30 protein-coding genes and 1 tRNA gene are annotated in these 26,330 nt (G+C 49.7%); 20 read left to right on the top strand and 11 right to left on the bottom strand.

Translation table 11 applies throughout. The features are described from left to right. Positions 1 to 12: 12 nt before the first annotated feature. Positions 13 to 2,310 (top strand): hypothetical protein, encoded by a 2,298-nt coding sequence (locus V8L73_RS12245; protein ID WP_347253102.1) that lies wholly within the window; start codon positions 13 to 15, stop codon positions 2,308 to 2,310. Positions 2,311 to 2,426: 116 nt separating this feature from the next. Here the strand turns inward: V8L73_RS12245 and V8L73_RS12240 are convergent, their stop codons facing one another. Both V8L73_RS12240 and V8L73_RS12235 read right to left on the bottom strand, forming a co-directional pair. After that, on the bottom strand, positions 2,427 to 2,795 hold the full coding sequence (locus V8L73_RS12240; protein WP_027272759.1) for an MmcQ/YjbR family DNA-binding protein: 369 nt from the start codon (positions 2,793 to 2,795) through the stop codon (positions 2,427 to 2,429). Between the two features lie 981 nt (positions 2,796 to 3,776). Further along, a tRNA-Arg gene (locus tag V8L73_RS12235) sits at positions 3,777 to 3,853 on the bottom strand. A 229-nt stretch (positions 3,854 to 4,082) separates the two neighbouring features. On the opposite strand from V8L73_RS12235, the gene folD reads away from it, so the two are divergent. The 3 genes from folD to V8L73_RS12220 all read left to right on the top strand — a co-directional run bounded on the left by folD (position 4,083) and on the right by V8L73_RS12220 (position 7,117). Then, positions 4,083 to 4,943, top strand: coding sequence for a bifunctional methylenetetrahydrofolate dehydrogenase/methenyltetrahydrofolate cyclohydrolase FolD (folD, locus tag V8L73_RS12230; protein WP_027272761.1), 861 nt, complete (start codon positions 4,083 to 4,085; stop codon positions 4,941 to 4,943). A 210-nt stretch (positions 4,944 to 5,153) separates the two neighbouring features. Next, on the top strand, positions 5,154 to 6,338 hold the full coding sequence (locus tag V8L73_RS12225; protein ID WP_261832413.1) for an MFS transporter: 1,185 nt from the start codon (positions 5,154 to 5,156) through the stop codon (positions 6,336 to 6,338). A gap of 251 nt (positions 6,339 to 6,589) precedes the next feature. Continuing rightward, positions 6,590 to 7,117 carry a low molecular weight protein arginine phosphatase gene (locus V8L73_RS12220; protein WP_027272763.1) on the top strand — a complete coding sequence of 176 codons (528 nt, stop codon included), beginning with the start codon at positions 6,590 to 6,592 and terminating at the stop codon, positions 7,115 to 7,117. 74 nt (positions 7,118 to 7,191) lie between these two features. Here the strand turns inward: V8L73_RS12220 and V8L73_RS12215 are convergent, their stop codons facing one another. Together V8L73_RS12215 and V8L73_RS12210 are read right to left on the bottom strand one after the other, a co-directional pair. After that, the gene (locus tag V8L73_RS12215; RefSeq protein ID WP_261832411.1) at positions 7,192 to 8,283 is read right to left on the bottom strand and encodes a porin; all 1,092 of its coding nucleotides are present in this window, start codon (positions 8,281 to 8,283) and stop codon (positions 7,192 to 7,194) included. A gap of 348 nt (positions 8,284 to 8,631) precedes the next feature. Continuing rightward, entirely contained in the window at positions 8,632 to 8,859 is a 228-nt protein-coding gene (locus V8L73_RS12210) for a DUF465 domain-containing protein (RefSeq protein WP_027272765.1), read from the bottom strand. A gap of 247 nt (positions 8,860 to 9,106) precedes the next feature. Here V8L73_RS12210 and V8L73_RS12205 point away from each other — a divergent pair, with 247 nt between their 5' ends. The 7 genes from V8L73_RS12205 (at position 9,107) to V8L73_RS12175 (ending at position 12,412) form a co-directional block, all read left to right on the top strand. Beyond that, a complete protein-coding gene (locus V8L73_RS12205; protein WP_027272766.1) occupies positions 9,107 to 9,328 on the top strand; it encodes a YgdI/YgdR family lipoprotein in 222 nt (73 codons plus the stop codon). 208 nt (positions 9,329 to 9,536) lie between these two features. Then, positions 9,537 to 9,797 (top strand): DUF333 domain-containing protein, encoded by a 261-nt coding sequence (locus V8L73_RS12200; protein WP_051155510.1) that lies wholly within the window; start codon positions 9,537 to 9,539, stop codon positions 9,795 to 9,797. Between the two features lie 313 nt (positions 9,798 to 10,110). Further along, positions 10,111 to 10,533, top strand: coding sequence for a hypothetical protein (locus tag V8L73_RS12195; RefSeq protein WP_027272768.1), 423 nt, complete (start codon positions 10,111 to 10,113; stop codon positions 10,531 to 10,533). A gap of 68 nt (positions 10,534 to 10,601) precedes the next feature. Next, positions 10,602 to 10,781, top strand: a complete 180-nt coding sequence (locus V8L73_RS12190; RefSeq protein ID WP_027272769.1) for a hypothetical protein — start codon at positions 10,602 to 10,604, stop codon at positions 10,779 to 10,781. A 309-nt stretch (positions 10,782 to 11,090) separates the two neighbouring features. Next, on the top strand, positions 11,091 to 11,738 hold the full coding sequence (gene leuE, locus V8L73_RS12185; RefSeq protein WP_027272770.1) for a leucine efflux protein LeuE: 648 nt from the start codon (positions 11,091 to 11,093) through the stop codon (positions 11,736 to 11,738). Between the two features lie 60 nt (positions 11,739 to 11,798). Then, positions 11,799 to 12,158 (top strand): hypothetical protein, encoded by a 360-nt coding sequence (locus V8L73_RS12180; RefSeq protein ID WP_027272771.1) that lies wholly within the window; start codon positions 11,799 to 11,801, stop codon positions 12,156 to 12,158. Positions 12,159 to 12,181: 23 nt separating this feature from the next. Then, positions 12,182 to 12,412 carry a YceK/YidQ family lipoprotein gene (locus V8L73_RS12175; protein WP_081650700.1) on the top strand — a complete coding sequence of 77 codons (231 nt, stop codon included), beginning with the start codon at positions 12,182 to 12,184 and terminating at the stop codon, positions 12,410 to 12,412. 219 nt (positions 12,413 to 12,631) lie between these two features. Here the strand turns inward: V8L73_RS12175 and V8L73_RS19895 are convergent, their stop codons facing one another. After that, on the bottom strand, positions 12,632 to 12,841 hold the full coding sequence (locus V8L73_RS19895; RefSeq protein WP_420864726.1) for an ECs_2282 family putative zinc-binding protein: 210 nt from the start codon (positions 12,839 to 12,841) through the stop codon (positions 12,632 to 12,634). A gap of 284 nt (positions 12,842 to 13,125) precedes the next feature. On the opposite strand from V8L73_RS19895, the gene endA reads away from it, so the two are divergent. Both endA and V8L73_RS12165 read left to right on the top strand, forming a co-directional pair. After that, on the top strand, positions 13,126 to 13,827 hold the full coding sequence (endA, locus tag V8L73_RS12170) for a deoxyribonuclease I (RefSeq protein WP_261832409.1): 702 nt from the start codon (positions 13,126 to 13,128) through the stop codon (positions 13,825 to 13,827). A 238-nt stretch (positions 13,828 to 14,065) separates the two neighbouring features. After that, on the top strand, positions 14,066 to 14,383 hold the full coding sequence (locus V8L73_RS12165; protein ID WP_051155511.1) for a hypothetical protein: 318 nt from the start codon (positions 14,066 to 14,068) through the stop codon (positions 14,381 to 14,383). Between the two features lie 295 nt (positions 14,384 to 14,678). Here the strand turns inward: V8L73_RS12165 and prfH are convergent, their stop codons facing one another. The 3 genes from prfH to V8L73_RS12150 all read right to left on the bottom strand — a co-directional run bounded on the left by prfH (position 14,679) and on the right by V8L73_RS12150 (position 17,261). Then, positions 14,679 to 15,293 (bottom strand): peptide chain release factor H, encoded by a 615-nt coding sequence (gene prfH / locus V8L73_RS12160; protein WP_261832408.1) that lies wholly within the window; start codon positions 15,291 to 15,293, stop codon positions 14,679 to 14,681. Then, entirely contained in the window at positions 15,290 to 16,429 is a 1,140-nt protein-coding gene (locus V8L73_RS12155; RefSeq protein WP_347253101.1) for an RNA ligase RtcB family protein, read from the bottom strand. The genes prfH and V8L73_RS12155 overlap by 4 nt, the downstream gene beginning before the upstream one ends. A 214-nt stretch (positions 16,430 to 16,643) precedes the next feature. Then, positions 16,644 to 17,261, bottom strand: coding sequence for a YiiX family permuted papain-like enzyme (locus V8L73_RS12150; RefSeq protein WP_261832406.1), 618 nt, complete (start codon positions 17,259 to 17,261; stop codon positions 16,644 to 16,646). 212 nt (positions 17,262 to 17,473) lie between these two features. On the opposite strand from V8L73_RS12150, the gene V8L73_RS12145 reads away from it, so the two are divergent. The 6 genes from V8L73_RS12145 to V8L73_RS12120 are packed head-to-tail and all read left to right on the top strand — an operon-like array spanning position 17,474 to position 23,210. Next, positions 17,474 to 18,073, top strand: a complete 600-nt coding sequence (locus V8L73_RS12145; protein WP_027272776.1) for a CDP-alcohol phosphatidyltransferase family protein — start codon at positions 17,474 to 17,476, stop codon at positions 18,071 to 18,073. An 18-nt stretch (positions 18,074 to 18,091) separates the two neighbouring features. Further along, positions 18,092 to 19,012 (top strand): phosphatidate cytidylyltransferase, encoded by a 921-nt coding sequence (locus tag V8L73_RS12140; protein WP_347253099.1) that lies wholly within the window; start codon positions 18,092 to 18,094, stop codon positions 19,010 to 19,012. 11 nt (positions 19,013 to 19,023) lie between these two features. Next, positions 19,024 to 19,662: a lysophospholipid acyltransferase family protein gene (locus V8L73_RS12135; RefSeq protein ID WP_027272778.1), complete on the top strand. Its 639-nt coding sequence runs from the start codon at positions 19,024 to 19,026 to the stop codon at positions 19,660 to 19,662. After that, positions 19,659 to 21,416 carry a bifunctional alpha/beta hydrolase/class I SAM-dependent methyltransferase gene (locus V8L73_RS12130; protein ID WP_027272779.1) on the top strand — a complete coding sequence of 586 codons (1,758 nt, stop codon included), beginning with the start codon at positions 19,659 to 19,661 and terminating at the stop codon, positions 21,414 to 21,416. Before V8L73_RS12135 ends, V8L73_RS12130 begins: the two co-directional genes overlap by 4 nt. A gap of 55 nt (positions 21,417 to 21,471) precedes the next feature. After that, positions 21,472 to 22,803, top strand: coding sequence for a phosphatase PAP2/dual specificity phosphatase family protein (locus V8L73_RS12125; RefSeq protein ID WP_347253098.1), 1,332 nt, complete (start codon positions 21,472 to 21,474; stop codon positions 22,801 to 22,803). After that, complete coding sequence (locus V8L73_RS12120) at positions 22,800 to 23,210, top strand: hypothetical protein (RefSeq protein WP_347253097.1); 411 nt, start codon at positions 22,800 to 22,802, stop codon at positions 23,208 to 23,210. Before V8L73_RS12125 ends, V8L73_RS12120 begins: the two co-directional genes overlap by 4 nt. Here V8L73_RS12120 and V8L73_RS12115 read toward each other — a convergent pair. Continuing rightward, positions 23,207 to 23,575: a hypothetical protein gene (locus V8L73_RS12115; RefSeq protein WP_347253096.1), complete on the bottom strand. Its 369-nt coding sequence runs from the start codon at positions 23,573 to 23,575 to the stop codon at positions 23,207 to 23,209. The genes V8L73_RS12120 and V8L73_RS12115 overlap by 4 nt on opposite strands. A gap of 835 nt (positions 23,576 to 24,410) precedes the next feature. On the opposite strand from V8L73_RS12115, the gene tatA reads away from it, so the two are divergent. Beyond that, entirely contained in the window at positions 24,411 to 24,614 is a 204-nt protein-coding gene (tatA, locus tag V8L73_RS12110; RefSeq protein WP_027272782.1) for a Sec-independent protein translocase subunit TatA, read from the top strand. A gap of 66 nt (positions 24,615 to 24,680) precedes the next feature. On the opposite strand, the gene lipA is transcribed toward tatA, so the two are convergent. After that, the gene (gene lipA, locus V8L73_RS12105) at positions 24,681 to 25,646 is read right to left on the bottom strand and encodes a lipoyl synthase (RefSeq protein ID WP_347253095.1); all 966 of its coding nucleotides are present in this window, start codon (positions 25,644 to 25,646) and stop codon (positions 24,681 to 24,683) included. Next, positions 25,639 to 26,310, bottom strand: a complete 672-nt coding sequence (gene lipB / locus V8L73_RS12100) for a lipoyl(octanoyl) transferase LipB (RefSeq protein ID WP_347253094.1) — start codon at positions 26,308 to 26,310, stop codon at positions 25,639 to 25,641. The genes lipA and lipB overlap by 8 nt, the downstream gene beginning before the upstream one ends. Positions 26,311 to 26,330 lie beyond the last annotated feature (20 nt).

The following is a 26,330-nucleotide window of genomic DNA, read 5'->3' as shown; positions in this document are numbered from 1 at the left end:
AGGGACGACGCGATGAAGAAATACGTTAGCGCAGCGGCAATAGCGCTGCTGCTGTCGGGATGCGATGGAGAAAGCAAGCCCAAAGACGGCTACTACCTGGTTGACGATATCCGGGTGGAGTTTGACAACGGTAAAGAGCAGGACGGGGCCGAAGGGCGAGCGTCTCTTCAGGAAGGCATTGCCGAGAGCATAGGGAAGGTCAAAAACGACATCTATTTCAACATCACTCCGGCGGAGGTTTCTTACTACACCGTTGACGGGAAGCGTAGCGAGCGCGTTAAGGACGGGCGATTTCAAGTAAACAATACTTGGAATACGATAAAGGCGGATAAAAAAGGCGTTATCAGGCTTATATCGGATAAGGACATGACCTGCGGTTTCTATGACTGCGTTATCACCATGACGTTGAAAAGCGCTGACGAAACGGCCCCTGAGCTGGTGGCGATGAAACAGCGCTTTGAGCAGCAGGAAAAGGCGTATCAGGCGACGCTTCTACAGGAGAAAGAGGCGTTTAGCCGTACACCTATGGAGGACTTTCCCGGCGTCCCGTTTTCTCCCCTTGGCCATTTTACCGTCAAGCTGCCCGTTGACGCATACGATACGCTAGAGCGCAGAAACTCAGGGATCTACCTGCGCAGGATGGAAGGGCTGCTGGTCGACATGGAAAATGAAGACACGGCAATCTACACCTTCAACGATAAGCAAAGCGGCATCAGCGCCGAGCTTTTTGTCGTCAGCGCTAAAAAAAGCGACTTTGGCCTCGCCTCGTGGCTGGTAAGCCAAGGCGACGTTCTGTTTCAGTCGGAAAACGGCGCGGTTTATTACAACCAGTATGGTGTAATGGAAGTGCTGTACTTTCAGTATGACGATTCAATCGGCCGCTACTTCGTCGGGCTGGCGGACGTACAAACGGCAGAGGCGGCGGCGAAAGCCTTTTCCATACTGCGTACGATGGATGAACGCTACCGCGGTAAGAACGTCATTACGATTGGCGATCTGGCGCTTTCGCAACCCGCATTGGAAGAAAAATATCAGGCTAAGGTGAGCGACTATTTTAACGTTGCGGAGGTTCATCAGGCGATTTGGCATAGGATTGACAACATTCTGGAAAAGCCTGGTCGTTTTGTAGAGCGCGGAAAGTCGATGAACCCTGTTCGGGTGAAGTTTCCGTCAGAAACGTTTGAGCGCGAAGTTTATATCGAGCTCTACTCCCGGCCTGTTTCTGAGCTGCTAGCGCAGGCTCAAAAAGAGGCTCCGAAGGGGAAGCGGGTTGGAGATGTCTTCATCTACGGCGATGAGAGCGAAACGAACTATGACTATTACGTGAGCGTGGGCGATGGGTTAACGCTAAAGCTTACGGTGCCTTACGAGTCGGGAAACTTGCTGGAAAGAATGATGTTTTTGCACGTTTTCAAGCAGCTTGACTTGACGCAGTTCCCCCAGATTCCCCCCGAAGAGCGGAAGAACTTGTTTAAGTATAGCCAAAAGCGCTATGCCGGCAGTGAACCCGACGACCGTTATTTTTCGCTTTATGAAGGGCTGATTGACCGTCAGGGCAACCTGATCGTCCCAAACCCTGAAGACGGCTATTATGAATTTAGCGAAAGCCAGCCTTTCATTGTGGGCACCAAGTGGAAAAGGGAAGGAGGGACCGAGAGGGAGATTTATCGCAGAACGCCGGAAGGATTTATTTTTGATGAAAAAGGAAAGCGGCTTCTCCATACGAATGAGTTTAAAGAGATAGTAGAACAGCATTTAGCTATCGCCGGTGATAACGACAGGCTGGGCCTCTACGACCTGAAAAGTCAGAAATGGCTGGTGGCGCCTGCGCATAGCCGATTGTTCTGGAAAAACGGGATGTTTATCGCTTCTGACGATAGCGGAGGAGAGCATCTGCGTGATTACCTGTTTGACAGAACGGGGCGGCTGTTGGTAAAGGGAAAAAGCATTGAGGAGGTTGACGGTAAGGATCGCATTATTGCTACGGATGAAGGCGGAAGCGTTAGCCTGATGGACAAGCAGGGCCACGTGCTGTTTAACCACAAAGGCCGTGAGCTTCAATATATCCCTGAGATTGACGCCTATGCGCTGACCACGGGCGTTGACGGTAGTAAAGATTGGCGCCTTGGAATTGTCAGCGAACGGGGCGAAACGATTATTCCGGCGGAATATAAATATTATCGCGTAGTACAAGAAGGGTATTTACAGATGTGGTTGACGAACTTTAAACAGTCGACGCTGTTTGAGGTGGATAAAGTACGCCATTGGCGTGAAAACCAACCGTTAAAAGGCGAACCGATGATGCAATAAGCGCCTGTTCGAGGCGCTTATTTGGTGAATGGACGGCCTTAGTCCTCCACGCCGCCGGCGGAGGATTAAGGCTGCCGCTTGCCCGCTTGGCGGTTAGCGTTGACCTTGATCGTGGCCTATTCGGCCTGCTGCGGCGCCTTTAACAGCGCCTGCGTTTTCTTGGGTAAGCCTTGGACGATCAGGTTATACGAATGATCGATGCTTTCCTGTATGAAGTCTATGGTTAAGGCGCCGTCAAAAAACATCGAATTCCAGTGGTTCTTGTTTAAATAGTATCCCGGAATGACGTCCGGATAGGTTTGCCGCAGAATGTCGGAACGGTCAGGATTGCTTTTGAGGGAAATAATAGGCCGCCCGTTAAGCTCGCCCAGCAGGGCAAACATTTTTCCGAAAACGCAGACGCGATCGGCTTCCCACTCGGCCTTATAGTCGTGCACCGCTCCTGGCTTGGTTAAGCAGTAGGCGATGAGTTCTTCATTGTTCATTGTCGACTTCCTATTCAGTAGAGGGATGGCTACATACTACACGATGCGGTGGAGTAAGGAAGGGACGAGCTGAAAGGGCCGGCCGCGGGGCGACGACGGAACCCCGCGCACGGAAAGAACGGACCGAACTCTTTAAATAAAAACAAATTCCCTGTAAAGATTCTTCTCTTTTATCTGCAGATCGAGCGCCATTAACATCCAGTCTGAAATAAGCTCTATGCCTTTATCAACAATAATATCTGCGCTATCAAGAATTTCTAACGCCTTATGTTTATTAATGTTTAACGCGTCGTATACGTCGTCGGCATAAACATAACCGGTTTTATTAATAACAACTGAACGTAATTTGAAATACTGTACCATAACAACCTCTTACTATATTAAACATAATTTTCTTAGCTATAAACTCTTGTCTTTTTCTCGTATCTGAATTTTTAAATTTTTGTTATATGACGGCGAATGCCCGCTTTAACCGTCAATGCCATTACTATCGGCGAGCATGAAGCTGTGTGAGGAATGGGTTTATATACAACAGCTTTAAATATAACAAATTGTTATTTATTGATTTTATTTGTTGAGAGACGTCGCCTACGGTTCTTTCAATATATTAATAATTAAATATATGGCCGAATTATGTGACAAAAATCTCTCTTTTATGTGAAATAATGAAATCATCACGCCAAGTTTACGGACGCGAATATATCCTTTTTTGATAAAAGTAAAAAGAGATGTTTAATATACTTTTGATGAAATTTTTATTTATTTAATTAATTTAATGAACGGTAATATTGAGCGTTGAATGTACTTATCTGAGATAAGCTACAGTTTTATTTCTAATATTATTAATTATCCAAAACGGAACAATTATTTATGTGGAAACAAAACGGAGTAGGGAAATTCTTACCAAACTATAGACTAGTTATCTGGTTAGTTGCTTGCTCTAAAGCGGAAGAGCGTCTTTTGATGCTATCGTTGATTTAATGGCGCCCCCAGAAGGATTCGAACCTTCGACCTACGGCTTAGAAGGCCGTTGCTCTATCCAGCTGAGCTATGGGAGCGTTGGGATGAGCGACGCGAGAAAGGCGTCAGTGGGCTCGAATTATACGGCTCTTCCTCGGAAGGTCAATGATTTTAGGCGCTAACTGGCCGATAATGCGCCGCTTCTTTCGTAACTGAACATAACGTGACCGTTTCGCCTGAGGCAATTAATCTTAACTTACCCCTGACAGAACGTTCTTCATCTGACAGAATAGGTCCCCCGTGATTAAACAGTGGATCGATTCTCAGATGTCAGCAAAGATTATTGATGGTAAGGCAATTGCTCAGCAGCTAAGAGCGGAGATTGCCGCTAGCGTACAAAAGCGAATTCAGGCGGGCAGAAGGGCGCCCGGTTTGGCCGTTGTTCTGGTTGGGGAAAATCCCGCATCGCAGATTTATGTCAACAGTAAACGACGCGCCTGTGAAGAGGTTGGCTTCCTTTCCCGCTCGTTTAATCTGGACCACACCTGTTCTGAGAATGAACTGCTCACTTTGATCGATTCCCTAAACAATGACCCGCTGATTGACGGCATTTTGGTTCAGCTTCCGCTGCCGGAGGGGTTTGATAACACTAAGATCCTTGAGCGCATCTCTCCGGAGAAGGACGTCGACGGCTTCCATCCTTATAACATCGGCCGCCTGTGTCAACGTACTCCGAAGCTCCGTCCCTGCACGCCGCGCGGCATAATTACCATGCTGCAGCGTTGTGAAATTAACACGTACGGTCTGGATGCGTTAGTTATCGGCGCTTCCAATATCGTCGGTCGCCCCATGGGGCTGGAGCTGCTGCTGGCCGGCTGTACGACAACCGTGACTCATCGCTTCACGCAGAATATGGAGAAAAAGGTGAGAGAGGCCGATCTGATCGTCGCGGCCGTTGGTCGCCCCGGGTTCGTGCGCGGAGAGTGGATTAAACCGGGCGCTATCGTTATCGACGTCGGCATTAACCGGCTGGAAAGCGGTAAAGTGGTCGGTGACGTAGAGTATGAAACGGCGGCAGAGCGCGCGGCTTGGATTACGCCGGTTCCCGGAGGCGTGGGCCCGATGACGGTGGCGACGCTGATGCAAAATACGCTACAGGCCTGCGAGATGTATCACGACCCGATGTAATCATCATTGAAAGCCGCTCTTTCTGGGCGGCTTTGTTGCATTGATGGCCTCTATTTTCCCTCGATTTAAATGCCCCTGCGGCGCTTCAGTTCCCCCTTTTGTCGAATGAGCGTTTCGATACTATTCTGATTTCATATGCGTTCTTAATAATGTGTAATAGGTGCTATTACCTACTACTGCATCTCTCATAAGCATTTAAAGGGATCTATGATGTCTTCGCGTTTTGCGACGCTAAAACAGATACCCGGCGGCGTCTGGACTATCGGCTTTGTCAGCCTGCTGATGGACATTTCTTCTGAGATGATCCACAGCCTGCTGCCGCTTTTTATGGTCACGACGCTTGGCGTTCCTGTGGTATTGATAGGGCTCATCGAGGGGCTGGCGGAAGCGACCGCGCTTGCCGTGAAGGTATTTTCCGGTGCGATAAGCGATTACATTGGTAAACGAAAAGGGCTGGCGGTGCTGGGATATGGCCTCGGTGCGTTGAGCAAGCCGCTTTTCGCTTTGGCCTCAACGTCTGGAATGATTCTCAGCGCCCGTTTGATAGACCGTTTGGGCAAGGGGATCCGCGGCGCCCCGCGCGACGCACTGGTTGCCGACATTACGCCAGCGGAAATCAGAGGGGCCGCATACGGCTTAAGGCAGTCGCTGGATACGACAGGCGCATTTCTGGGGCCTTTACTGGCCGTAGGGTTAATGCTGTTATGGAGCAACGACTTCCGCACTATTTTCTGGGTCGCCGCCATTCCCGCATTTTTGGCCGTGGCGTTGCTGTTTTGGGGGCTTCATGAGCCTCGTACTCCTGTTGAACACCGCCGCACAAACCCTATCAAGAAAGAGAGCCTGAAACGCCTTGGCGGCAGCTGCTGGTGGATTATTTTCTTGGGCGGCATATTTACGCTTGCTCGCTTTAGCGAAGCATTTTTAGTTTTACGCGCACAGGAAGTGGGGATCTCCCTGGCATTGATCCCGATGGTGATGGTAGCGATGAACGTAGTGTTTTCAGTCACCGCCTATCCTTTTGGCCGCTTGTCTGACACGATGAGCCATCGTCGCATATTGCAGCTTGGGCTGTTCGTTCTCGTGGCTGCTGACGTTGTGCTCGCGATGAGCCATAGCTGGCAGGGCATTATCTTGGGCGTTGCGCTGTGGGGCATTCACCTGGGGATGACTCAGGGCCTGTTTAACGCCATGATAGCCCACGCAGCGCCGGCCGATTTACGGGGCACGGCGTTTGGCATTTTTAGCCTGATAAGCGGCGGCGCGATGCTGCTGGCGAGCCTTGGCGCAGGCCTTCTGTGGGACGTTTGGGGCTCTGCGTCAACGTTTTTTGCGGGAGCCGCTATTTGTTTAGTCACGTTAATCGTTACTCAATATACGCCCCGAAACGCCTGACGTTTATTCTTACCGAGCCTGAGTTATTGAGGCCCTGTATTGATTATTCATTTGAAAGATAAAGTGAAAGCTAATATAGGATCTGTTGCCCAGCGTGCCCTTCAATCGTATATTTGTTGTTCTCTCTTTTCGCATCGTATTACTACCAGGGAACAGAGGGAGCTTTAGTTGTAGTAAAAGCATCAGGGGCGATTTTCCTACGTTCGGGGTTTCGCCGTCGATAAAACGCAGCATATACAATAAGGAATAGCATGAAACTGAATCACTTGATGATTGCTGGCGCACTGTCGCTTTTCAGCATGATAGCTTCGGCCGCAGAGCCGCTGGTGACCTTCGTTTGTACCGGAAATACCGGTCGTAGCCCGATGGCAGAGGCGCTGGCCTCAGACCTGATTAAAAAGGACGGTTTGAACGTTCTTGTTCAGTCGCGGGGCGTAAACGTCGACCCAAAAGAAACTACGCCGGAAAAGGGAACGGTAACCGTGCTTAAAGAGCGCGGCATCGATATTTCCCATCATCAGGCGACTCAGCTTACGCAGGCCGACGTCGACACGTCGACGCTTTTGCTGACGATGACGCAAGGGCATAAGGACAAGATTTTAGCCAACTTCCCGGCGGCGAAGGGCAAAGTCTATACGCTCGCCGAGTTTGCCGCTAACCGGCAAGAGGATCTTTCTGACCCATACGGTAAGCCGCTGGAAGCCTATAGGACGGTAGAAAAGCAGCTGGACGAACTGCTGCCTTTGGCGCTTAAGAAGATTGCTCAGGATAAAAAATAGCGTGATGAGCGCGGGTGACCAACAGAAAAGGCGCGTATGCGCCTTTTCTCGTTTATACCGTCGTTAATCGAGTATTAGAACTGATAAACGAACGCGACGGAGACAATGTTGTCAGTGGAAATGCCAGCGTCTTTGGTAAAGGCGTTGTCGTCTAACATGTTAATCTTGTAGTCAACCTTGGCCGCCATGTTTTTGTTGAAGTAGTAGTTTGCGCCTACATCAATATAGTTAGCCAGCTCTTCGCTGTTATACGTTTTGCCGCCTACGTCGTGCTGAAGATCTTTACCCTTAGAGTAAACCCAGGCCAGTGAAGGTTGCAGGCCGGAATCGAACTGGTACTGTGCGACGATTTCGATATTTTGCGTCTTGTTGGCGACGGTATCATCTTCACCGTAAATATTCATGTTATACGTTTGGGCATAGAGGGCGGCCAGATAAACGTTGTTTTCGTCGTACTTGAAGCCGGCGCTTACTGCGTCAGCGCGATCGCCTTTCCCGTCTTCCGTTTGCGCATCCGTTCTGTCGGACGACGCATAGGCTACGCCGAAAGAAAGACCCATACCCAGATCGTACGTCGTCGACATGCCCCATCCATCGCCGTTGCGGTCGGTGCCGTTGCGATCGTTTTTGTCATTGCGCCCCTGATATTGGACGGCAAAATCCAGGCCTTCAACCAGGCCGAAGAGGCTCTTATTACGATAGGTGGCCAAGTTACCGGCTCGCTGAGTCATGAAGACGTCGGTTTGCTGGTAGGAGTCGCCGCCGAATTCAGGTAGAACGTCCGTCCAGCCGCCAATGTCGTAGAGAATACCGTTGTTACGGCCGTAGTCGAAGGAACCCGCGTCGCCCACTTTAATGCCCGCATAGGCGTAGCGAGTGGTCGAACCGTTGTCGCCGCTTTCTTCCGACGAGCTGGCGGTCAGTTCCGCCTGATAGTATCCATAGCCAGTGATTTGGTCGTTTACCTGCGTTTCGCCCATGATGCCGAAGCGAACGTAGCTGTTGTCACCGTCTTCACCGTCGCCGTTAGAGAAATAGTGGTTTCCTTCAATTTGACCAGAGATGTCCAATTTGTTGCCGTCTTTATTGTACATCTCGGCGGCGTTTGCCGCTCCCGCCACCATCATTACGGGCAGCAGCCCTGCCAATAGTCTGTAGTTTTTCATTATTTTTTCCTTGAGTTGTAAGCTGATTGAATCAACCGCAATGCGTTAGAGGAAAGGTTTAACGAGGCGATTTTTCCACTTTGCATCGTTTTTTATTGAACCAGACAATAGGTCGATAGACAATATTAATGATAATTATTTTCATTATCATTTGCTCTGAGTCAAAAGTGTAAAAGGTTGATGGGGATCGGGCGGCGAGTGTGGGCAAAATGGTGAATATAAAGATCGTGATTACAGGAAATGAGCGAAGGTGTGGAACATAACAGCCCCGCGATCAGGGCTGTGTTCAAGGTAAATATCAATTACTCTCGTCGGAAGAGCAAAATAGCCCTCTGAATGGAGGAGAGTTTACGCCTCAGCGCTTCTATCCTGCTCGCGCAGAATGCGATAGAGCTCATCTTTAATGCGTAGTTTTTCTTTTTTTAGTTGGGATATTTTTTCGTTTAGAGCATTGCCTCCCTGGGCTTCTAGTCTAAGTATTTCATGGTCTAACACATTGTGCTTTTCAAACAGAGAATGAAAGCGAGGATGGACAGTTTTGAGACGGGAGATCAGCGCTCTATATTCTGGAAACATAGTACCTCCTTGATGGTTGTTTAACCGCTTTACCACTATAACAAGCCTCTAGCCCTTTAGATTAGAGCCCAGTCACAAAGTCAATCACCTATAGAATCAGCCATAGAAGGCCGATTGGCGCGAGAGAGGGAAGATATTTAGCATTAGTTGTTTATCAGAGTGAGGAGATTCGGACTATGTTAATAGTAACCGGTATCGTTTTTGCATCACCTACCGGGCGTTAACCGAACAGTATGAGGACTGAATGATGGTGAAGAAATTTATGATTATGGCGGCCGGTGTTGCGCTGCTCTTTGGCCTTTCGGGCTGTGCAAGCCAGTACGTTATGACCACGAAAACCGGCCAGACTATCGTAACGCATGGCAAACCTGAGTTGGATAAAGAAACCGGCATGACGCGTTATACGGATCAGGACGGTAACGAACACCAAATCAATTCAGCGGACGTCGCTGAGCTGGTGGAAAAGTAATTTAAGATCGTTTTTGCATACCGTGTCTCTGCACATGCGTCGGGGGCATCGGTATGTTTTAAGATAATTTGATTTTTACTTAGTCACCTGTGTTATCGTCTATGATTGAAAGTAACGTAACGGTTGTTCCGGCGAGCCAGCACTGAAAGCGCGGCCTGCGTGGCGTTCATATATGTATCGATGTCTTTCAATAGATGGAGATTAAAGCATGGGGAATAAGGTAAAAGCGTTTTACGTTGCCGCCAGCCTGCTGGCCATATCGGCTATTCAGGGCTGCTCATCAGAAGCGGAACGGTCAAACTCGCCGCGCATTGGCGGGCAGGGAAATCCAGCAGATGTTTATTGTGTAGAGTCTGGAGGGAAGGTTATTCCCAAGCAGAATGCGCAAGGCGCCTACTCCCTTTGTTCTTTCCCTGACGGCGTCCAGGTTGATACCTGGGAACTTTATCGGGCGAATCACAAGGGATAATCCTACTTTTTGACTGTACTTAGAAAAGTGAATTCGCCGGAGTGCGATTCACGTATTGACTTACCTATCGTTGTATAATATTTTATATATCGATTAAGCACATCCTCACCGAATGGCTTGATTAGATATACTGTTAAATTGCTCGCTTTGCCCCGATCGCCATCGGGGCTTTTCTTTTTTTATTGTTCTCAACGTTCAAAAAGAAAAGACGTTGATCTAAAAATCATCTTTTTAGCTACGCCGCAACCGTTCTATTTTCTGGCGCTTTGTCATATGATGTCGCATTGAAATTCAGTCATATAGGGATAGAGCAATGGCAGGAGAGCACCGCTGGCTTCGTTCTGGAAAAACGTTAGGAAAGGTTGTTATATTAGCCTCGGTAGCGTTGGCGGGTGAGGTATTAGCAAAACCGGAGATGAACGAGAAGCAAAAGTGTAAGGCTGCCATCGCCAGCTACTTTGAACTCGACGGTCGTGAAATTAATAGCCGTATTTCCATTGTCGAGCAGCGCAAAAGCGGCGGTTACATCCTCGCGTTCAAAAAATCCCAGCAGAGGACGTTTAAATACCTTTGTCGTACTGATGGTAATCGAATCGTCTGGGGAGATGCGCAAGAGATGTTTGGAACGATGGAAATGACCTACCGAATGACAGCAAACAGCAACGTTGAGGTTAGCTATGTGGATGACACTACGCTGAAAAAGAACACGTTGAAGTATCGTCTCAGCGATCTGTGAAATCATTGCTCTGAACTATACTAAAAGTAGCGTCAGGCTGCTTTTAGCCTATGACAGGAGCACAATAGATGGCCGGTTTACCTCTTTTCATGTTTGTTATTTTTCCTGCGGCGCTGGCTATGTCTATCAGATATGTGGCCAGACTGTGGGGAAAGACGCTCTCCTTTCTTCCCCTTTTCCTTTCTCTGGCGGCAATCAGCTTTGTGCTGTCAGTAGGTTACGTTGTCTATCATTATGGGCTGTCTTAGTCAAAAAATAGGTATACATCAGCGTGAATTTAGCTTTACGCTTCGGCAAACGATACCTGCTAAATTTCTTTTGCAGCCTCTAAATATCATACCTTTATCTGATTAAAAATTATTATTGGAATTTAATTTCAATCTAATGCCTTATTTTTAGTTTATGTAGCCATGATTATCGAATTTATTGGTTTTAAATTGTTTTTAGTTGCGTTGATTTTGGTTTATTAGTCTGTATATTTCTGTCGTGTGAACCTATGAGCGGAGCGAGGCGCGAACGACCTCGTTCTCAACGGCGAACGGTGGAGAAGAGAGACTATGTTTGAAAGCATGGGAGTTATTAACCTGTGGACTTATATTATTGGCGTGATCTTCATTACGCTGGTGCCGGGGCCAAATTCGCTGTTTGTGCTAACCAGTAGCGCCAAGCACGGCGTTAAAGAAGGCTATAAGTCTGCCTTTGGCGTTTTCTTGGGGGACGCGACGCTAATATTTTTGGCATTTCTCGGCGTGGCGTCACTGGTTCGCACATCACCTCTCTTCTTCAGCGTCGTTAAGTATGCGGGAGCCGCTTATTTACTCTATCTGGGGGGCTCGATTCTTTATTCTACGCTTATCGGACGTAACAATAGAGAAGAGCGGGCTGCATCTGTAGGCCTGTCGAAAGCTAACTGCTTTAGAAAGGCGCTGCTGCTGAGCGTCACAAATCCCAAAATGATCATATTTTACGTTTCTTTTTTCGTTCAATTCGTCGATCCAGCCTATCCAGGAACGGCAATGCCGTTTTTTATTCTGGGCGCTATTTTAGAAACGTTCAGTATGATATACCTGTCGGTGCTCATTTTTAGCGGCGCAACGCTGGCCGCTATGCTAAAACAGCGCTATAGTCTTGCTCGTTTATCGCATGGTTGTATAGGAACGCTTTTTCTGGCCTTTGGCCTGAAGCTTGCGTTGACGACATCGTAAGCTCGCTGAGTTTATATCGGCGTCAGTTTTCAATTAGGGAAGTCACAAAGAAGGGATGCAATGATGAAAAAACGCCTGTTTTTTATGCTTATCGGCGCCGCAGGGTTAGCGGCTTCAATGAGCGCGCCGGCCGTTCAGGCCGAAAGCTATCAGGTCTGTGTTGAAAAGTATACTGATGCGGCTGGCCAACGCGCCGTATCTTTTAACGACTGCCGTGGCAATGACTACTATTTTAATTCGCGGCCCGCTCGTTCTGGCGCTGTTACTTCAGGTTCCGATCGTCGCTCGCGGGTTCGAGTCGTTGATGAATCAACGTATGCGGTAGACCGCTGGTGTGATGATTCCGGCTGCTACCGGATCCGGAACAGGCAGGATATGTGCGTCCTTGAGGTTACCGGAGAAGTCATTCCCTGTCAGTAAATGCGAAAAGAGAAGGAAGGCACATGCGAATCAGAGCAGGGCTTTTAGCGCTCGCGTTGGTCTGTTTGGCCGGATGTGGCAGCTTTGCCAGCCGATTTAACGGACACGGAGACGAATACTATTCTGGGGTACAGTACTCGCTTGATAGAGCCAGAGAAGGTTATCCCGCATATTATGTTGACGTACCGTTCTCTTTTTTATTTGATACGGTAATGCTTCCGGCAGATGCCATTCGCATAGAGTCTTCTCGGTAGCTGGATTTATAGAAAAACACCCTGTTAATTATTACAGGGTGTTTATCTGTTGGGATCTAGATAACTCTTTAAATATGCTAATTATTAGCCGGTACACATTGCTTAATTTTTTTATAAAACTAGTATTTGTTATTTTTAATTTACAACTCTTCTGCATTTGTTAATTAATGTATTAGTTTGTCTTGTAGGCCAGTTTGCTACGTAATGGCCTGAAGCTATTTAAATAGCAGGAGCGCCTTCCGTAATTTTCCTTTGTATTATCAGCTGCATTCTCCTGATTTTATGCTCAGTAATATCGCGAAGTGCAACAGTTTTGTAACATCTTGAACATATTGCCCCATGTATATCATCCAGGGTTTTTACCGGATGATTTGAGCGGAATGAGTCGCAACCACACTTTGAGCATTGAAACGTAAAGTCAGGACACATAGAAACCTCTCTATATGAAGGGTTACTTTGTTAGCGCTAGTTATACCATATACCCCCACTAAATACAGGTGTTCTTTAGTACACTTAAGGAGTTTTTTTATTTCCAATAAAATAGTGTTTATTTCTATATTATATATAAAATGGGAAACTCTTTAGGCGTTTCTATTTAAATTAATTTTATCCATATAACGTGTTTTTCTTTTTTTAATCTTTCCTGACGGTTGTTCGATACGGCTAAATCCGCTACTCTTCCGGCTTTGCCGCTGTTTCTGAGCTTTCATGTTATGCGTTGTCCTGCCGTATTATTGCTTTTTATCATCCTGTCACCGGCGTCTGGTTATGGAAAGGACGCATCGCCAAACATCAGCTTTAGCCAGGCGAAACGTCTGGCCGTTGAGATTCATAAAGAGAAGGCGCTGACGTTTTACTGCGGATGTAAAATTCGATGGCAGGGAAAGAAGGGCATTCCGGATTTAAAATCTTGCGGATATAAAATCCGTCATAACGAGGAGCGTGCTCGACGCATTGAGTGGGAGCACGTAGTGCCTGCTTGGCAGTTTGGCCACCAGCGACAGTGCTGGCAAAACGGTGGAAGGAAAAACTGTACTAAAGACCCGGTTTATAACGTCATGGAGACGGATTTACACAACCTGCAGCCTTCTATCGGCGAAGTAAACGACGATCGCTCCAACTTTCGATTTGAGCAGTGGAACGGCCTTGGCGAGCAATATGGGCAATGCCAAATGAAAATCGATTTCAAAGATCGCGCAGTTGAGCCACCGGAACGAGCTCGGGGGGCGATTGCGAGAACCTATTTTTATATGAGAGATAGATACCGGCTAACCCTGTCCAAGCAACAGGCGGAACTGTTTCGCGTATGGGATATGTTATACCCGGCAACGTCTTGGGAGTGTGAACGCAACAGGCGCATTTTACAGGTGCAGGGCAACGACAATCCCTATGTGACCAAACGCTGTAAAAGATAGCGTTTATCAAAGCATTTCATCGGGCCTAGTGAGGGTAAAGGCGTTCACTGATAGCATAAAATTTTTTATACCCGGTAATAGGATAAACAACTTACCTATTAATTAAATAAAGGGGTATTGGAAACGCTTTCACTGATACTACTCATATTAGTTATTTGATGATATAATTTTTAAAGAACAAGCATGATGTTGTTCTAACTGGTTATTTTAAATAAACATATTTCAAGGAAATGAATACATGAAACCTTCTCGCATTCTTCTTTCTTCTGTTGTTGCTTTTTCTCTGTTGGCTTTAAGCGGCTGTGGTGAAAAGGACAAGCCGGCTGCACAAGCTGATAATGGTTTACCTGCCGAGTGCAATGAGTATGTAAATACCATCACCGCCTGTGTAAACAAGCTGGGCAAAGACAACAAAGCAATGGCCGATCAGTTCAAGACTCAAATGGACCAAGCTACCGAGTCCTGGAAACAAATGGCTGATAAAGAAGCGCTGAAGAATAGCTGCAAAGCCGCTATGGATGCGTTCAAGCCGACCCTGTCTCAGCTGGGCTGCTAATTTTACTCATTATCACACCGCGAGAAATTGCGGTGTGATGTGTTTCCTCCCCTCATTCTATCTTTATCAAAGTTCGCTACTTATTCTCAAAATGAATAAGCCTTTTCCCCGCGTTTTCTTATTTCTGATAACTTATTAAGCGCACGCTTTCTGTTTTTATTTATTTTTTATAAGTAAATATAGCCATAATGTTGCCTATTAGTATATATAACGTAACGTGATATTATCTATTTACATCTAATTTAAAATAAAACCGCTTTCGTTGAGGAAAGCGGCCTTATTTCTTTACAGTCGGTTATGCCGGTTTAAATGCTTCACCTTTAAACACTAACGACGGATTTCCTCGTTCAATATGATGATGGAAAAGACGGCGCTCCGCCTTTTGCGTCGAGATGGCCTGCTGTTCCAACTGGCTCAACCGGTGGGATATCAACAAAACGGCGAGCTTTTTGTTGGCGTGCTGGCTCCGCTCGGACTGCACCTTCACGCTGATACCGCTGGTTGAATGCGTTGCTCTGATCGCTGAGTCCGTCTTATTAACGTGCTGCCCGCCTGGGCCAGACGCCCTAAGCGTTTCAAAGCGGATTTCGCCTTCCAGAGCAGAGCTAGGCCGTTCGAAGCGAGCGATGCCGATATACCAGTTTTTACGCCCGTAGTGGGGGCGATAGGGGCTTTGACATGTCCACAGCAGGGCGCCGCACCAGCGTTCTGCCAGCTTTTCGGCACCTTCGCCATAAAGGGCTACCAGCGCCGAGCGCAGAGTGCCCCGATGTCGTCCCGGTTCTAGTTCCAGACGTTCCAGCTTCACATTTGACCCATCGGCTTCTTTATGCAGTCTGTCCAGCGCCTTACTGACGGCCAGGCAGCACTCTTCCGGTCCTTGGGCAGAGGAGAGTTGTAGCAATATCATTCGCTTTTTCCTCCGCTCGTCTTGTAGGTCAACATCGGCTTAAGGCGGGCGATTGGAACGACCAAACCTGCGCCAGTCAGGGTATCTACTACGCTGTCTATTGACTTATAGGCCTGTGGCGCTTCTTCATAAATAAGCTGCCTGTCCTGACAGATGACTCTGCTTCCCATTGCCGTTCGGCTCAGCTGTTCTGGCGTAAAGCGTGCCGACAGCCGGTTTTTACAGTCAGAACGCATCCATTTACGGCCTGCGCCGTGGGCGAGTGAATGGAGGCTGCTTTCTGATAACCGTGGCTTAACCAGATAGCTATAGTCGCCTCGTGAACCGGGTATAATAACGGCACCCCGGTCGGACGGCGTCGCACCCTTACGGTGTAGCCAGCCATCGCTGCCGCCTATTTTGCTCGGCTCAACCAAATTATGATGAACGTCGACTATCCGTTGACCTTCAGTTCTGATTTGTTCCAGCATGCGCAGCGCGATCAGGCGCCGATTTTCTTCAGCAAAGCCTAACGCCTGCCGGTGAGCGTCAAGATACTGCTTTGCATCTTCGCCGTTTTCGAGCAGGCCGCGGTGGCCAAAACGTTCAACGTGATCGCGCAAGATAGCCTGTCCTAATCCGCGTGAGCCGCTGTGTACTAACAGCAGTAGGGCGCTTGCATCAATTGAAAGCGCCTCTGCTTCATCGCTGTTGTAAACGGTATCAACCGCTTGCAGTTCGGCAAAGTGGTTGCCGCCGCCGATAGAGCCCAGCGAGTTATAAAAGGGATGTTGCTGCATCGACGACAGGGCGTACGTTTCCAGCCATTCCGTCGCAGCAAAATCACCAAGGCCGGGCAGCCTCTTTTCAAGCTTATCCAGGCGGGCCTGCTTTAACGTCATAGACGTTTGCCAAAGCCCCATGCCGCAACCAATGTCATTGCCCACAAGTGCAGGGTAGAAGCAGCCCGTGGAGAAAAATGCGGCGCCGACGGGGTATCCTCTGCCGGGATGCAAATCCGGCATGCCGACGACGCTGACCATTCCCGGCATTGCGGCGGTAGTTTGTAATTGTTGGATCGCTAAACCTTCGATCCAGAGGTCATCCGACGCGATATAGGATGCGCGCTCGGATAAGGGACGAATAAAATTGCCCATATACCAATCCATAGAAAGGTGAATAAAAATAAATGGAGTTGGCAGGCCGAAGCCAGGGGGAGTAACTGAAAGGTAATTAGCCCTGAATACGCCTGCAAAGGGTAATGTGTTGAACTTGCTGCATGACATACCTCCTTTGCGGGTAAATGAATATTAAGATACAAAATGATGAAAAATCGCGCGCATCGTAGTGCGCGCCGACGTAAATAGCAAGCTATTTTTCTGCAACCGTATACAGCTGCCCGGCGTCGAACATCGCCTGAGGGGATATTACCGTTTCGTTTAGCGGTATGCGGTCGCCGTAGCGTTCTTTCAGCTTGGCCTTGACGGCTGGGGAATTGAGATTAAAGTCGCCCAGTTTTTGCAGTTGGCCGATGTTCATGCCTAGCGCGTTAGAGTAGATTTTCCACACGACTTCCGAGCAGTACTGACGTTCGTCAGACCAGGAAAAGGTTAAGTCATAGAGCTTACCCACATAGCGTTCTGCCGTCTGCTGTAACCGTTTTTGCTGGTCGGAGGAAAGCCCCGCTTTAACCCTCTTGGCGACGAATTTTCCATCCACGCCTCGGGCAATCCAAACGTCCAGCGGCGTATAGGTGACGCGTCTGGACGCTTCAAAAACGTAGGGCTTTTTATCGCGAATGACGACCATACCCATGTGGCTATAGGGGGAACCGGTTGCCTGTTGGATCGCCAGGCTTTGTGAGGAACGGGAGGTGTGAAAAATGATATCTCCCGTCTGGGGCTCGTAGCCATGGCCCGTCGGAATGACGAAAGCGAGTAGCGCAACAAAAAGAAAAGCGTAAAGATAAATGTGGCGATGAGAGGCCATATCGTCAACGTCCTGTGTTGATGGTTTGGGCGGCAGAGTAGCGGGCGATAGTGAAGCCACTGTGAAGTTTTGTCAGGCATTTAAAGCGAATGGCAGTGAAATGTTACAATTTATGCCGTTAGTTCCCTAAAAAATGTATGCATTCTTATTGATTGAGGAGAGTGGCTATTGTAGCGTGGTGGCATTAAGGTTCGGCATAGATAAAGGGAATTATGACGGTATACGATCTTAAGCCTAAGTTTCAGGCTCTGCTGCGGCCTCTGCTCCACAGGCTGTATCGCGCCGGTGCGACGGCAAATCAGGTTACGCTAGCGGCGCTGGCGGCATCAGTCATCGTTGGCGCGCTGTTGGCGTCTTTTCCCTATTCTTCGCTGTATTTCATCCTGCCCGTTTTTCTTTTTATTCGCATGGCGCTTAACGCAATAGACGGCCTGCTGGCGCGAGAGTTTAATCAAAAGTCAAAGTTGGGCGCGCTGTTAAACGAAACGGGCGACGTTCTGTCTGATGCGGCGCTTTACCTTCCCTTTGCGCTGCTGCCCGGCGCCTCGCTCTGGCTGGTGGTGCTGGCGGTATTTTTAGCTGCGATGACCGAGTTTTGCGGCGTGTTGGCGCAGACGATAGGCGCTTCCCGACGCTACGACGGCCCCATGGGGAAAAGCGATCGGGCTTTGGTCTTTGGCGCTTACGGGCTGGCGATTGCCCTCTGGCCGCAGCTAATGGCATGGAGCTGGCTGGTGTTCGCCGCAGTCAGCGTTTTGTTGGTATGGACCTGCTTAAACCGCTGTCGCAGGGCTCTGGCGGAAGTTCGCTAATTTTCAGGGAGTAGTAAGATGAGTCCAATACTCATTCGTGCGCTGCTGATCCTGTTTGCGCTGCTGGTTGTGGCCAGCGTAACGATTAGGATTTTGGCCCGCCGTTCGCCGGAAAAGGACTGGAGCGAACTCAAAAAGCGTATTGCCACCTGGTGGTGGATTGTTATCGTTTTTTCTCTGGCCGTGGCGACGCCGCGCGGGGTGTCTCTTACCGTTTTTGCGATAATCAGCTTCCTGGCGCTAAAAGAATTTTTGACGCTTATTCCTACTCGCCGATCTGACAGCATGCCGCTCCTTTGGGCCTATATCGCGATCCCGATCCAGTACTATTGGATTGGCATCGAGTGGTACAGCATGTTTCTGGTGTTTATTCCGGTTTACGTATTTCTGTTTTTACCGATGCGCATGGTGCTTATCGGCAACAATAAGGACTTTCTCCGCTCCGCGTCGATGCTGCATTGGGGCGTAATGACAACAGTATTCGCCATTAGCCACGTTGCCTATTTGACCGTGTTGCCGAGCAAGACGCCGGAAACCGGTCCGCTTTTGGTTATTTACCTGGTGGCGCTGACCGAGTGTAACGACATCGCTCAGTACCTGTGGGGAAAAAGCCTGGGGCGCATAAAGGTCATTCCTAAAGTCAGTCCGAATAAGACGCTGGAAGGGCTGCTTGGCGGGATAGCCACCACGATGGTCATCGCCTGGCTGCTGGGGGGCGTATTGACGCCGCTGTCGGGCTGGGAGTCCGTCGGTATGGGCTTCCTTATCGGCATTACCGGCTTTATCGGCGACGTCGTCATGTCGGCCGTGAAACGGGATATCGGCGTTAAGGACTCCGGCAGCATACTGCCGGGGCACGGCGGCATTCTCGACCGGCTGGACTCTCTAATTTATACCGCGCCGCTGTTTTTCCACGTGCTGTACTACCTGCATTTCTGAGAGGAGGTCGCGTGAACCCATGGCTGCGTCGCCTGTTTGTGATTCTGGTGGCTTATCCCGTCGTGTTGGCCTGGCTTGGCGTTTCAGTGATTAATCGTCGACGCCTTCCTTTGCAGGGGCCGGCGATTGTTATCGCCAACCACAACAGCCATCTGGATTTACTCACGCTGCTTACTTTGTTTCCGCTGTCTAAGGTGCATTTGGTACAGCCCGCGGCGGCGGCGGACTACTTCTTAAAAAATCGCCTGATGGCTTGGTTCGCTACCCGCGTGGTGGGCATTATTCCCGTTGTCAGAGGGGGAAACCCGCGTGAGAACGATCCGCTGGCCGGCTGCGCGCAGGCGTTGCGGAATGGAAGTATTTTGGTCCTTTTCCCCGAAGGGACGCGCGGCGAACCAGAAACGCTGTCGGCGTTTAAATCGGGGCTGTGGTATCTGTGCCGCCAGTTTCCCGAGGTGCCGATAACGCCGATATTTATGTACGGCCTTGGAAGAGCGATGGGAAAGGGGCAGAGGATCCCGGTTCCCTTTTTTATCGACGTATTTATTGATGAGCCCGTCTATTGTCATGAAGAAAAGGACGCGTTTATTCAGGCATTACAGGAACGTTTTTTGACATTACAGAACAGAGCACAAGGGAGTAAGCAATGAGTCTATCTCAACCAAGAACGGCGCAAGAGCGCTGGTTTAAGACCTCTGATGGAACAGAGCTGTTTTTTCGCCACTGGCAGGCCGAAAGCGCGCCGTCAGATCGCGTAGTCGTACTTTTTCACCGGGGCCATGAGCATTCGGGCCGCCTACAGCACATTGTTGACGAACTGGAGATGGGCGACGTCCCTATGTACGCATGGGATGCCCGCGGGCACGGCAAGTCGCCCGGCCCTCGTGGGCATAGCCCAAGCCTGGGGCGCTCGGTGCAGGACGTTGACGAATTTATTCGCTACGTGGTGCAGGATAGCGGAGTGCCGATGGAAAACGTGGTCGTCATTGCGCAGAGCGTTGGCGCCGTGCTGGCCGCCACATGGGCTCACGACTTTGCGCCTAAAATTCGCGCGCTGATCCTGGCGTCGCCAGCGTTTAAAGTGAAGCTTTACGTGCCGTTCGCCCGCCCGGGTCTGGGATTGATGCAAAACTTCCGCGGGCTGTTTTATGTTAATTCCTACGTGAAGGGAAAATATTTGACCCACGACGAAGCGCGTATCGAATCGTTTAATCAGGATCCTCTGATAACTCGCGCCATCGCCGTAAACATTCTGCTAGAGCTATATAAAACTTCTGAACGTATCGTAGCCGACGCCTCGGCTATTACCGTTCCAACTCAGCTTTTGATATCGGGTGACGACTATGTGGTTCACCATAAGCCCCAGCACCAGTTTTATGAGCGCATCAACGCGCGAATTAAGGAGAAGCACGTTTTGGGCGGCTTCTACCACGATACGCTGGGAGAGAAGGAGAGGCGACTGGCGTTCGATAAAATCCGCGCGTTTATTGACCGCGTTTTTGCTCAGAAGCCGGAATATCACGACTATTCAGACGAAGACCGTTGGAGCCATACGGCGGACGAATATCGCGAGCTGCAGGCGCCTCTGCCGCACTGCTCGCTCAGGCGCTATGCCTATGTGGGCATGCGCAAGGCGATGGCGTCTCTCGGCACCTCGTCTAAGGGCGTTCGCCTGGGCTTTGAGACCGGTTTTGATTCCGGCAGTACGTTGGACTACGTTTACCGCAATCAGCCCGAGGGCGACAACGCCTTTGGCCGCTTTATCGATAAGATTTACCTCAACAGCATCGGCTGGCGCGGCATTCGCCAAAGAAAAGTCAATATCGAGTCGTTAATAGGCCAAGCGATTGCCGAACTGCAGGCCAAAGGAATGCCGGTGCGCATCGTTGACGTCGCCGCCGGCCACGGCCGCTATATTCTTGATGCGATCGGCGATGCGCAGGGCGTGGAGTCTATTTTGCTTAGAGATTACAGCGAGCTGAACGTCGCCAAAGGCAATGAGATGATTGTCGAACGCGGTTTGGAAGATAAGGTCCGATTCGTCGTTGGCGACGCTTTTAACCGCCAAAGCCTGGCGGAGCTTACGCCCGAGCCGACGCTGGGAATTGTCTCCGGTCTGTATGAGCTCTTTCCCGACAACGGACCGGTTCAGGCTTCCCTGATGGGGCTGGGGGATGCGATCCCATCAGGCGGCCTACTGGTTTATACCGGTCAGCCGTGGCATCCGCAGTTGGAAACGATAGCGCGCCTGTTGACCAGCCACCAAAGCGGCAAGCCGTGGGTGATGCGACGCCGCACGCAGGGCGAAATGGACTTTCTGGTTGAAAAAGCCGGCTTTACGAAACGCCTGGAGCTGATTGACGACTGGGGTATTTTTAGCGTCTCAATTGCGGAAAAACGCTGAGAGAGAGGCAATGGCGGCGGGCGCCGCCATTGCCTCCCGGAGCAAATAACGTTTTATGAAAGAGTGCGCATTAACCCCAAACTTTAGGCGAGAGCTGTGGCCAAAGGCGCTGCTTTGGCTTCTGTTTCTGGGACCCTACTTCTTTTTAACCTACGGCCAGGTGAATCAGTTTACGGCCACTCGAAGCGACGTGGCTACGCTGGTCTTCGGCTGGGAATCCGCTATTCCGTTTTGGCCCTGGACTATCGTACCGTACTGGAGCATCGATCTTCTGTACGGCATTTCCCTGTTCGTTTGTACTTCACGTCGCGAGCTGTGGATTCACGGCTGCCGCCTGGCGCTGGCGTCAACGGTCGCCTGCCTTGGCTTTTTACTGTTTCCTCTGCGCTTTAGCTTTGTTCGACCAGCGAGCGACGGAGCATTCGGCTGGCTGTTTGCGCAGCTGGAGCTGTTCGATTTACCGTACAATCAGGCGCCGTCCCTGCACATTATTTTGCTTTGGCTGCTGTGGCTGCGTTTTTACCCGCACGTTGCGCCGCGCTGGCGTTGGCTGCTGCACGGCTGGTTCGGCCTGATTGGCGTTTCCGTATTGACTACCTGGCAGCATCACGCGATCGACGTTGTGACCGGGCTTTTTGTCGGTATGATAATCAGCTATGCGTTGCCGATGGCAAAAACCTGGCGCTGGCGGCCGAGTCGAGATCCGTTTGCTCGCCGCCTGGCAGGCTATTACGCTATCGGCTCCGCCGCGTGTGCGCTGTTTGCCGTTTTCCTGAGCGGCGCAGGCTGGCTACTCCTTTGGCCCGCTTTCGCACTGCTGATGGTGGCGTTGGGATACTGCGGTTTGGGGGACACCGTGTTCCAGAAAAGCAGACAAGGGCGGGCTTCGCCCTCTGCCCGCATTTTGCTGGCGCCCTATTGGGCAGGCGCGTGGATTTCGTTTCGCTACTTTAGCGCAAAGTATTCCGTAAGCAGCGACGTGACGCAGGTTGTCGCGTTGGGGAGCTATCCCAGAGGGCGCGTAGGGGCCAGCGCCGTATTGGATATGACTTCTGAATGGCCCCGTAGTCGTCACGTTGCCCACTTACCCTATATCGCCTGTCCACAGATGGACCTGCTGGCGCCAAGCGTCGAAGAGCTTCAGCGAGCGGTGCTGGCGCTTAATCAGCTTCAGGATAGAGGAAAAGTATTGGTTCACTGCGCGTTGGGCCTTTCGCGCAGTGCGACGGTGGTTGCGGCATGGCTTGTTCAACAGGGGAATGCTGAGTCCATTACGCAGGCCGTCGCGCAGGTTCAAAGGGCGCGCCCTGGCGTGATACTCAGGGAGTCTCACGTTGAGGCGTTAACCCAGTGGTCGCTTAAGTATATTAATAAGGAGCCGACGTGATAAAACATCCTGTGGCAGGCGAAGTGCTGCTTGCGGCGCTGGGCGGTTGGCGCTATTTGGCCGCCCTCTCCGGAGGCGGAGGCGTCTTTATTTTGGGCCTGCTTCACGGCGGCGATTACGCTCCGATGTTGCTCGCACTGGCTTTAGCCTGCGGGCTGTGCGCGCAGTATTACTGCTGGCGAGTATGGATGGACTGCCGCCTGTTTAGGCTATTGTATAGCCACCCTGAACAAGAAGAAGAGTTTGACGCCGCGCTGGGTCAGTTTTGGGGAAGGGGCGTTAAGCCCCGTTCGGATATGGCCGCACGCTGGCAGGGCGCGCGGCGCCTGTTTATTCTGGCTGCCGCAGGCGTTGTAGGGCAGTGGCTATTCATTCTTATCGCGATCCTTTGGCCTGCCGTCGGCTAAGTCGACGTTTTTCTTTTTGCTAAGACGTGTTTTCCGGATTTGCCGCCGACTAACGCTATATTCTTAATATGCTTTTGGTCTATTAGCGCAGAAAAAACGCGTCTCACTGTGCCTTCACTTAGTCGACTCTCTAACGCAATTTCCTTATAGGAAGGCATAACTTTATATTGGGAAATAATGTGATAAATATAGGCCTGTATGGCCGAAGGAAATACGTCAAGATAGCTGAGATCAAAATTAAGAGTACTCTGTTTGTTAACCTTATAGATTCGCGTCCTTTGGCTATCAAATCCTTCTTTTCCTATGGTTCCTTCCTGTTCCAGCGATTTTAGCGCTCTTAAAATTACGCCTTTATCCGTTCTCATTTCTTCCGCCATTCGGCTCAAAGATACGGCAACTTGCGCATTGGGAGACGACTGAGACCGTGATGAGAGGTAGTCATGTAAGAGAATAGAATATATTTTCAACTTATATTATCCATGCTTTTGAGGTGAGTTTATTAAATAGGAATAGTGGGCTATTTCTTTCCCGATATATTAACGAAATAAGTAACTTGCCTTTTATATTTCCGCTAAGAGGGATTGTAATGGCTAAATATAGAGAGTCAATTTATCCATGTTTAATTTTTATTTGTGCATGAAGATTGAAGCGGGCGTTATTGTATTACGTTTTTTTGTACAATACTTTTATTTTAAGGATAGGTGAGTGATAGCATAAAGGCAGCATTTATTTATGCTGAGAAGTAAAAACATACGGGATTCTTACGCTATATAATTTCGAAATAATAGAGTTAACTTATAGATTAATGTAAATGTTAATCATTTTCATTTTTGTTTATTCGAGTAATTTGTTCTATTAAGAAATTATCACATATTATTATAAAATATGGATTGGATATTACCTTTGGCCAGTTTTTTAGGTGCTTAACGTATGAAATAATAGATTCGCCTTTTTATAAAACCGATATGAAGCCGGCATTTTTTGTTGGAAATGCGTTTTATGGCGCTCTTTTGTCAAACGGGATATTTCTTGTCTTTTGATAATAAGCGTTTTTTTTAATCTGTTACATTTCAATATTGTGATTAATCGCTATTTGGCGTAAAACAGAGGTAGGCTTAGGCTGTGTCTTGTTGCTGCGTAATGGCGAGGCATAGTCTGATGACGTTGAACTCATCCAAGAAATAAAGTAAGAAGGTTAATATGGCCGGTATAAGCATTACTAAGCTGTTAATCATTGGGGCGCTGATTGTCCTGCTGTTTGGTACTAACAAACTGCGTACGCTCGGTAGCGACCTTGGTGCGGCAATCAAGGGCTTTAAAAAAGCTATGGATAACGATACGCCATCCAGCGACGCTGCCAGTGAAACTCACGCTCCTCAGGTAGAAAACAAGAAAGTTTCTTAAGAAGCGAGTTTCATCTTCGCAGAGAAAAGCGTGCCGTGAAGGCGCGCTTTTCTTGTTTATGCGACGCTACTTAACCTCTACGCCCTGCGCCTGCAGGTCTGCGTGGTAGGATGAACGGACGAACGGGCCGCAGGCCGCGTGGGTGAAGCCCATCTCCAGCGCTTCAGCCTTTATTTCATCAAACTCTGCGGGGCTAACGTAGCGCTGAACGGGAAGGTGATGTCGGCTGGGCTGTAAGTACTGCCCTAACGTCAGCATTGTCACGCCGTGGGTGCGTAAATCGCGCATGACGTCCAGAATTTCTTCATTGGTTTCCCCCAAACCGACCATCAGGCCCGATTTAGTCGGAATGTCCGGATGCGCTTCTTTAAAGCGCTCAAGCAGCTTTAACGACCAATGGTAGTCTGCGCCGGGGCGAACCTGCCTGTACAGACGAGGCACATTTTCCAGGTTATGGTTAAATACGTCGGGCGGAGATGTATTCAAAATCTCCAGCGCGCGTTCCATTCTGCCGCGAAAGTCGGGGACCAGCGTCTCTATTCTGATATTAGGGCTGTGAGCGCGAATGGCGCTGATGCAGTCGACAAAGTGCTGAGCGCCGCCGTCGCGCAGATCGTCACGGTCAACGGAGGTGATAACCACATAGCGCAATGCCATGTCTTTAATCGTTTGCCCCAGCTTTTGCGGCTCTCCCGAATCCGGCGGCATCGGCCTGCCGTGGGCGACGTCACAGAACGGGCAGCGTCGGGTGCAGATTGCGCCAAGGATCATGAACGTTGCCGTGCCGTGGTTAAAACATTCCGCCAGGTTAGGGCATGAGGCTTCCTCGCAGACGGAGTGGAGGCCGTTTTTTCTCATTGCGGACTTGATGCCCTGAATGCGGGTTGAATCCGCAGGCAGTCTGATTTTCATCCATTCAGGCTTACGTAGAATCTCCTGCGATTCGCTCTCGACGGCTTTTACCGGGATTAGGGCCATTTTGTCGGCGTCGCGATACTTTACGCCGCGCTCTATCTGAATGGGTTTACTCATAGTCTTTAAGATTCCAATTGCCGGACTCGGTTTGCGGATAACCAAGTCGTTGAGTGAATGCCTGTACTAAAATTGGGGATATTTCATTGAAGCTTACCGAAGGGTTCAGCTGTTTTATCTGGGTCATCCGCATGCCGGCATAGCCGCAGGGATTAATGCGCGTGAAGGGCTCAAGATCCATATCTACGTTGAGCGCCAGCCCGTGAAAAGAGCAGCCGCGACGAATGCGAAGCCCCAACGAGCAAATTTTGCTGCCGTCAACGTAAACGCCGGGGGCATCTGGGCGCGCCGCGGAAGCGATATTGAAGCAGTTGAGCGTTTTGATGACCGTCTCTTCCAGCGCCGTAACCAGCTCGCGAACGCCGACCTTTTTTCTTTTCAGGTCAACAAGCACGTACATCACCTGTTGGCCGGGGCCGTGATAGGTTATCTGGCCGCCGCGATCGCTTTGAACGATGGGAATGTCTCCGGCGGCCAGCACGTGCTCCGGTTTACCCGCCTGCCCTTGGGTGAAAACGCGCGGATGCTGAACGAGCCAGAGTTCGTCAGGCGTCTGGGCGTCGCGCCGGTCGGTAAAGCGGTGCATTGCGTCGGAAACGGCCTGATAGGGTTGGATCCCTAGTTGCCGCAATATAAGCACGTTTTGTTGCAAGGAAGTCATCATAACGTTAAAAAATGATGACG

Source organism: Leminorella grimontii (assembly GCF_039789245.1).
In the GTDB taxonomy this organism is placed as follows: Bacteria; Pseudomonadota; Gammaproteobacteria; order Enterobacterales; family Enterobacteriaceae; genus Leminorella; species Leminorella grimontii.
The sequence above is the reverse complement of the archived record's forward strand: the minus strand, read 5'-3'. Positions and strand labels throughout refer to the sequence as shown.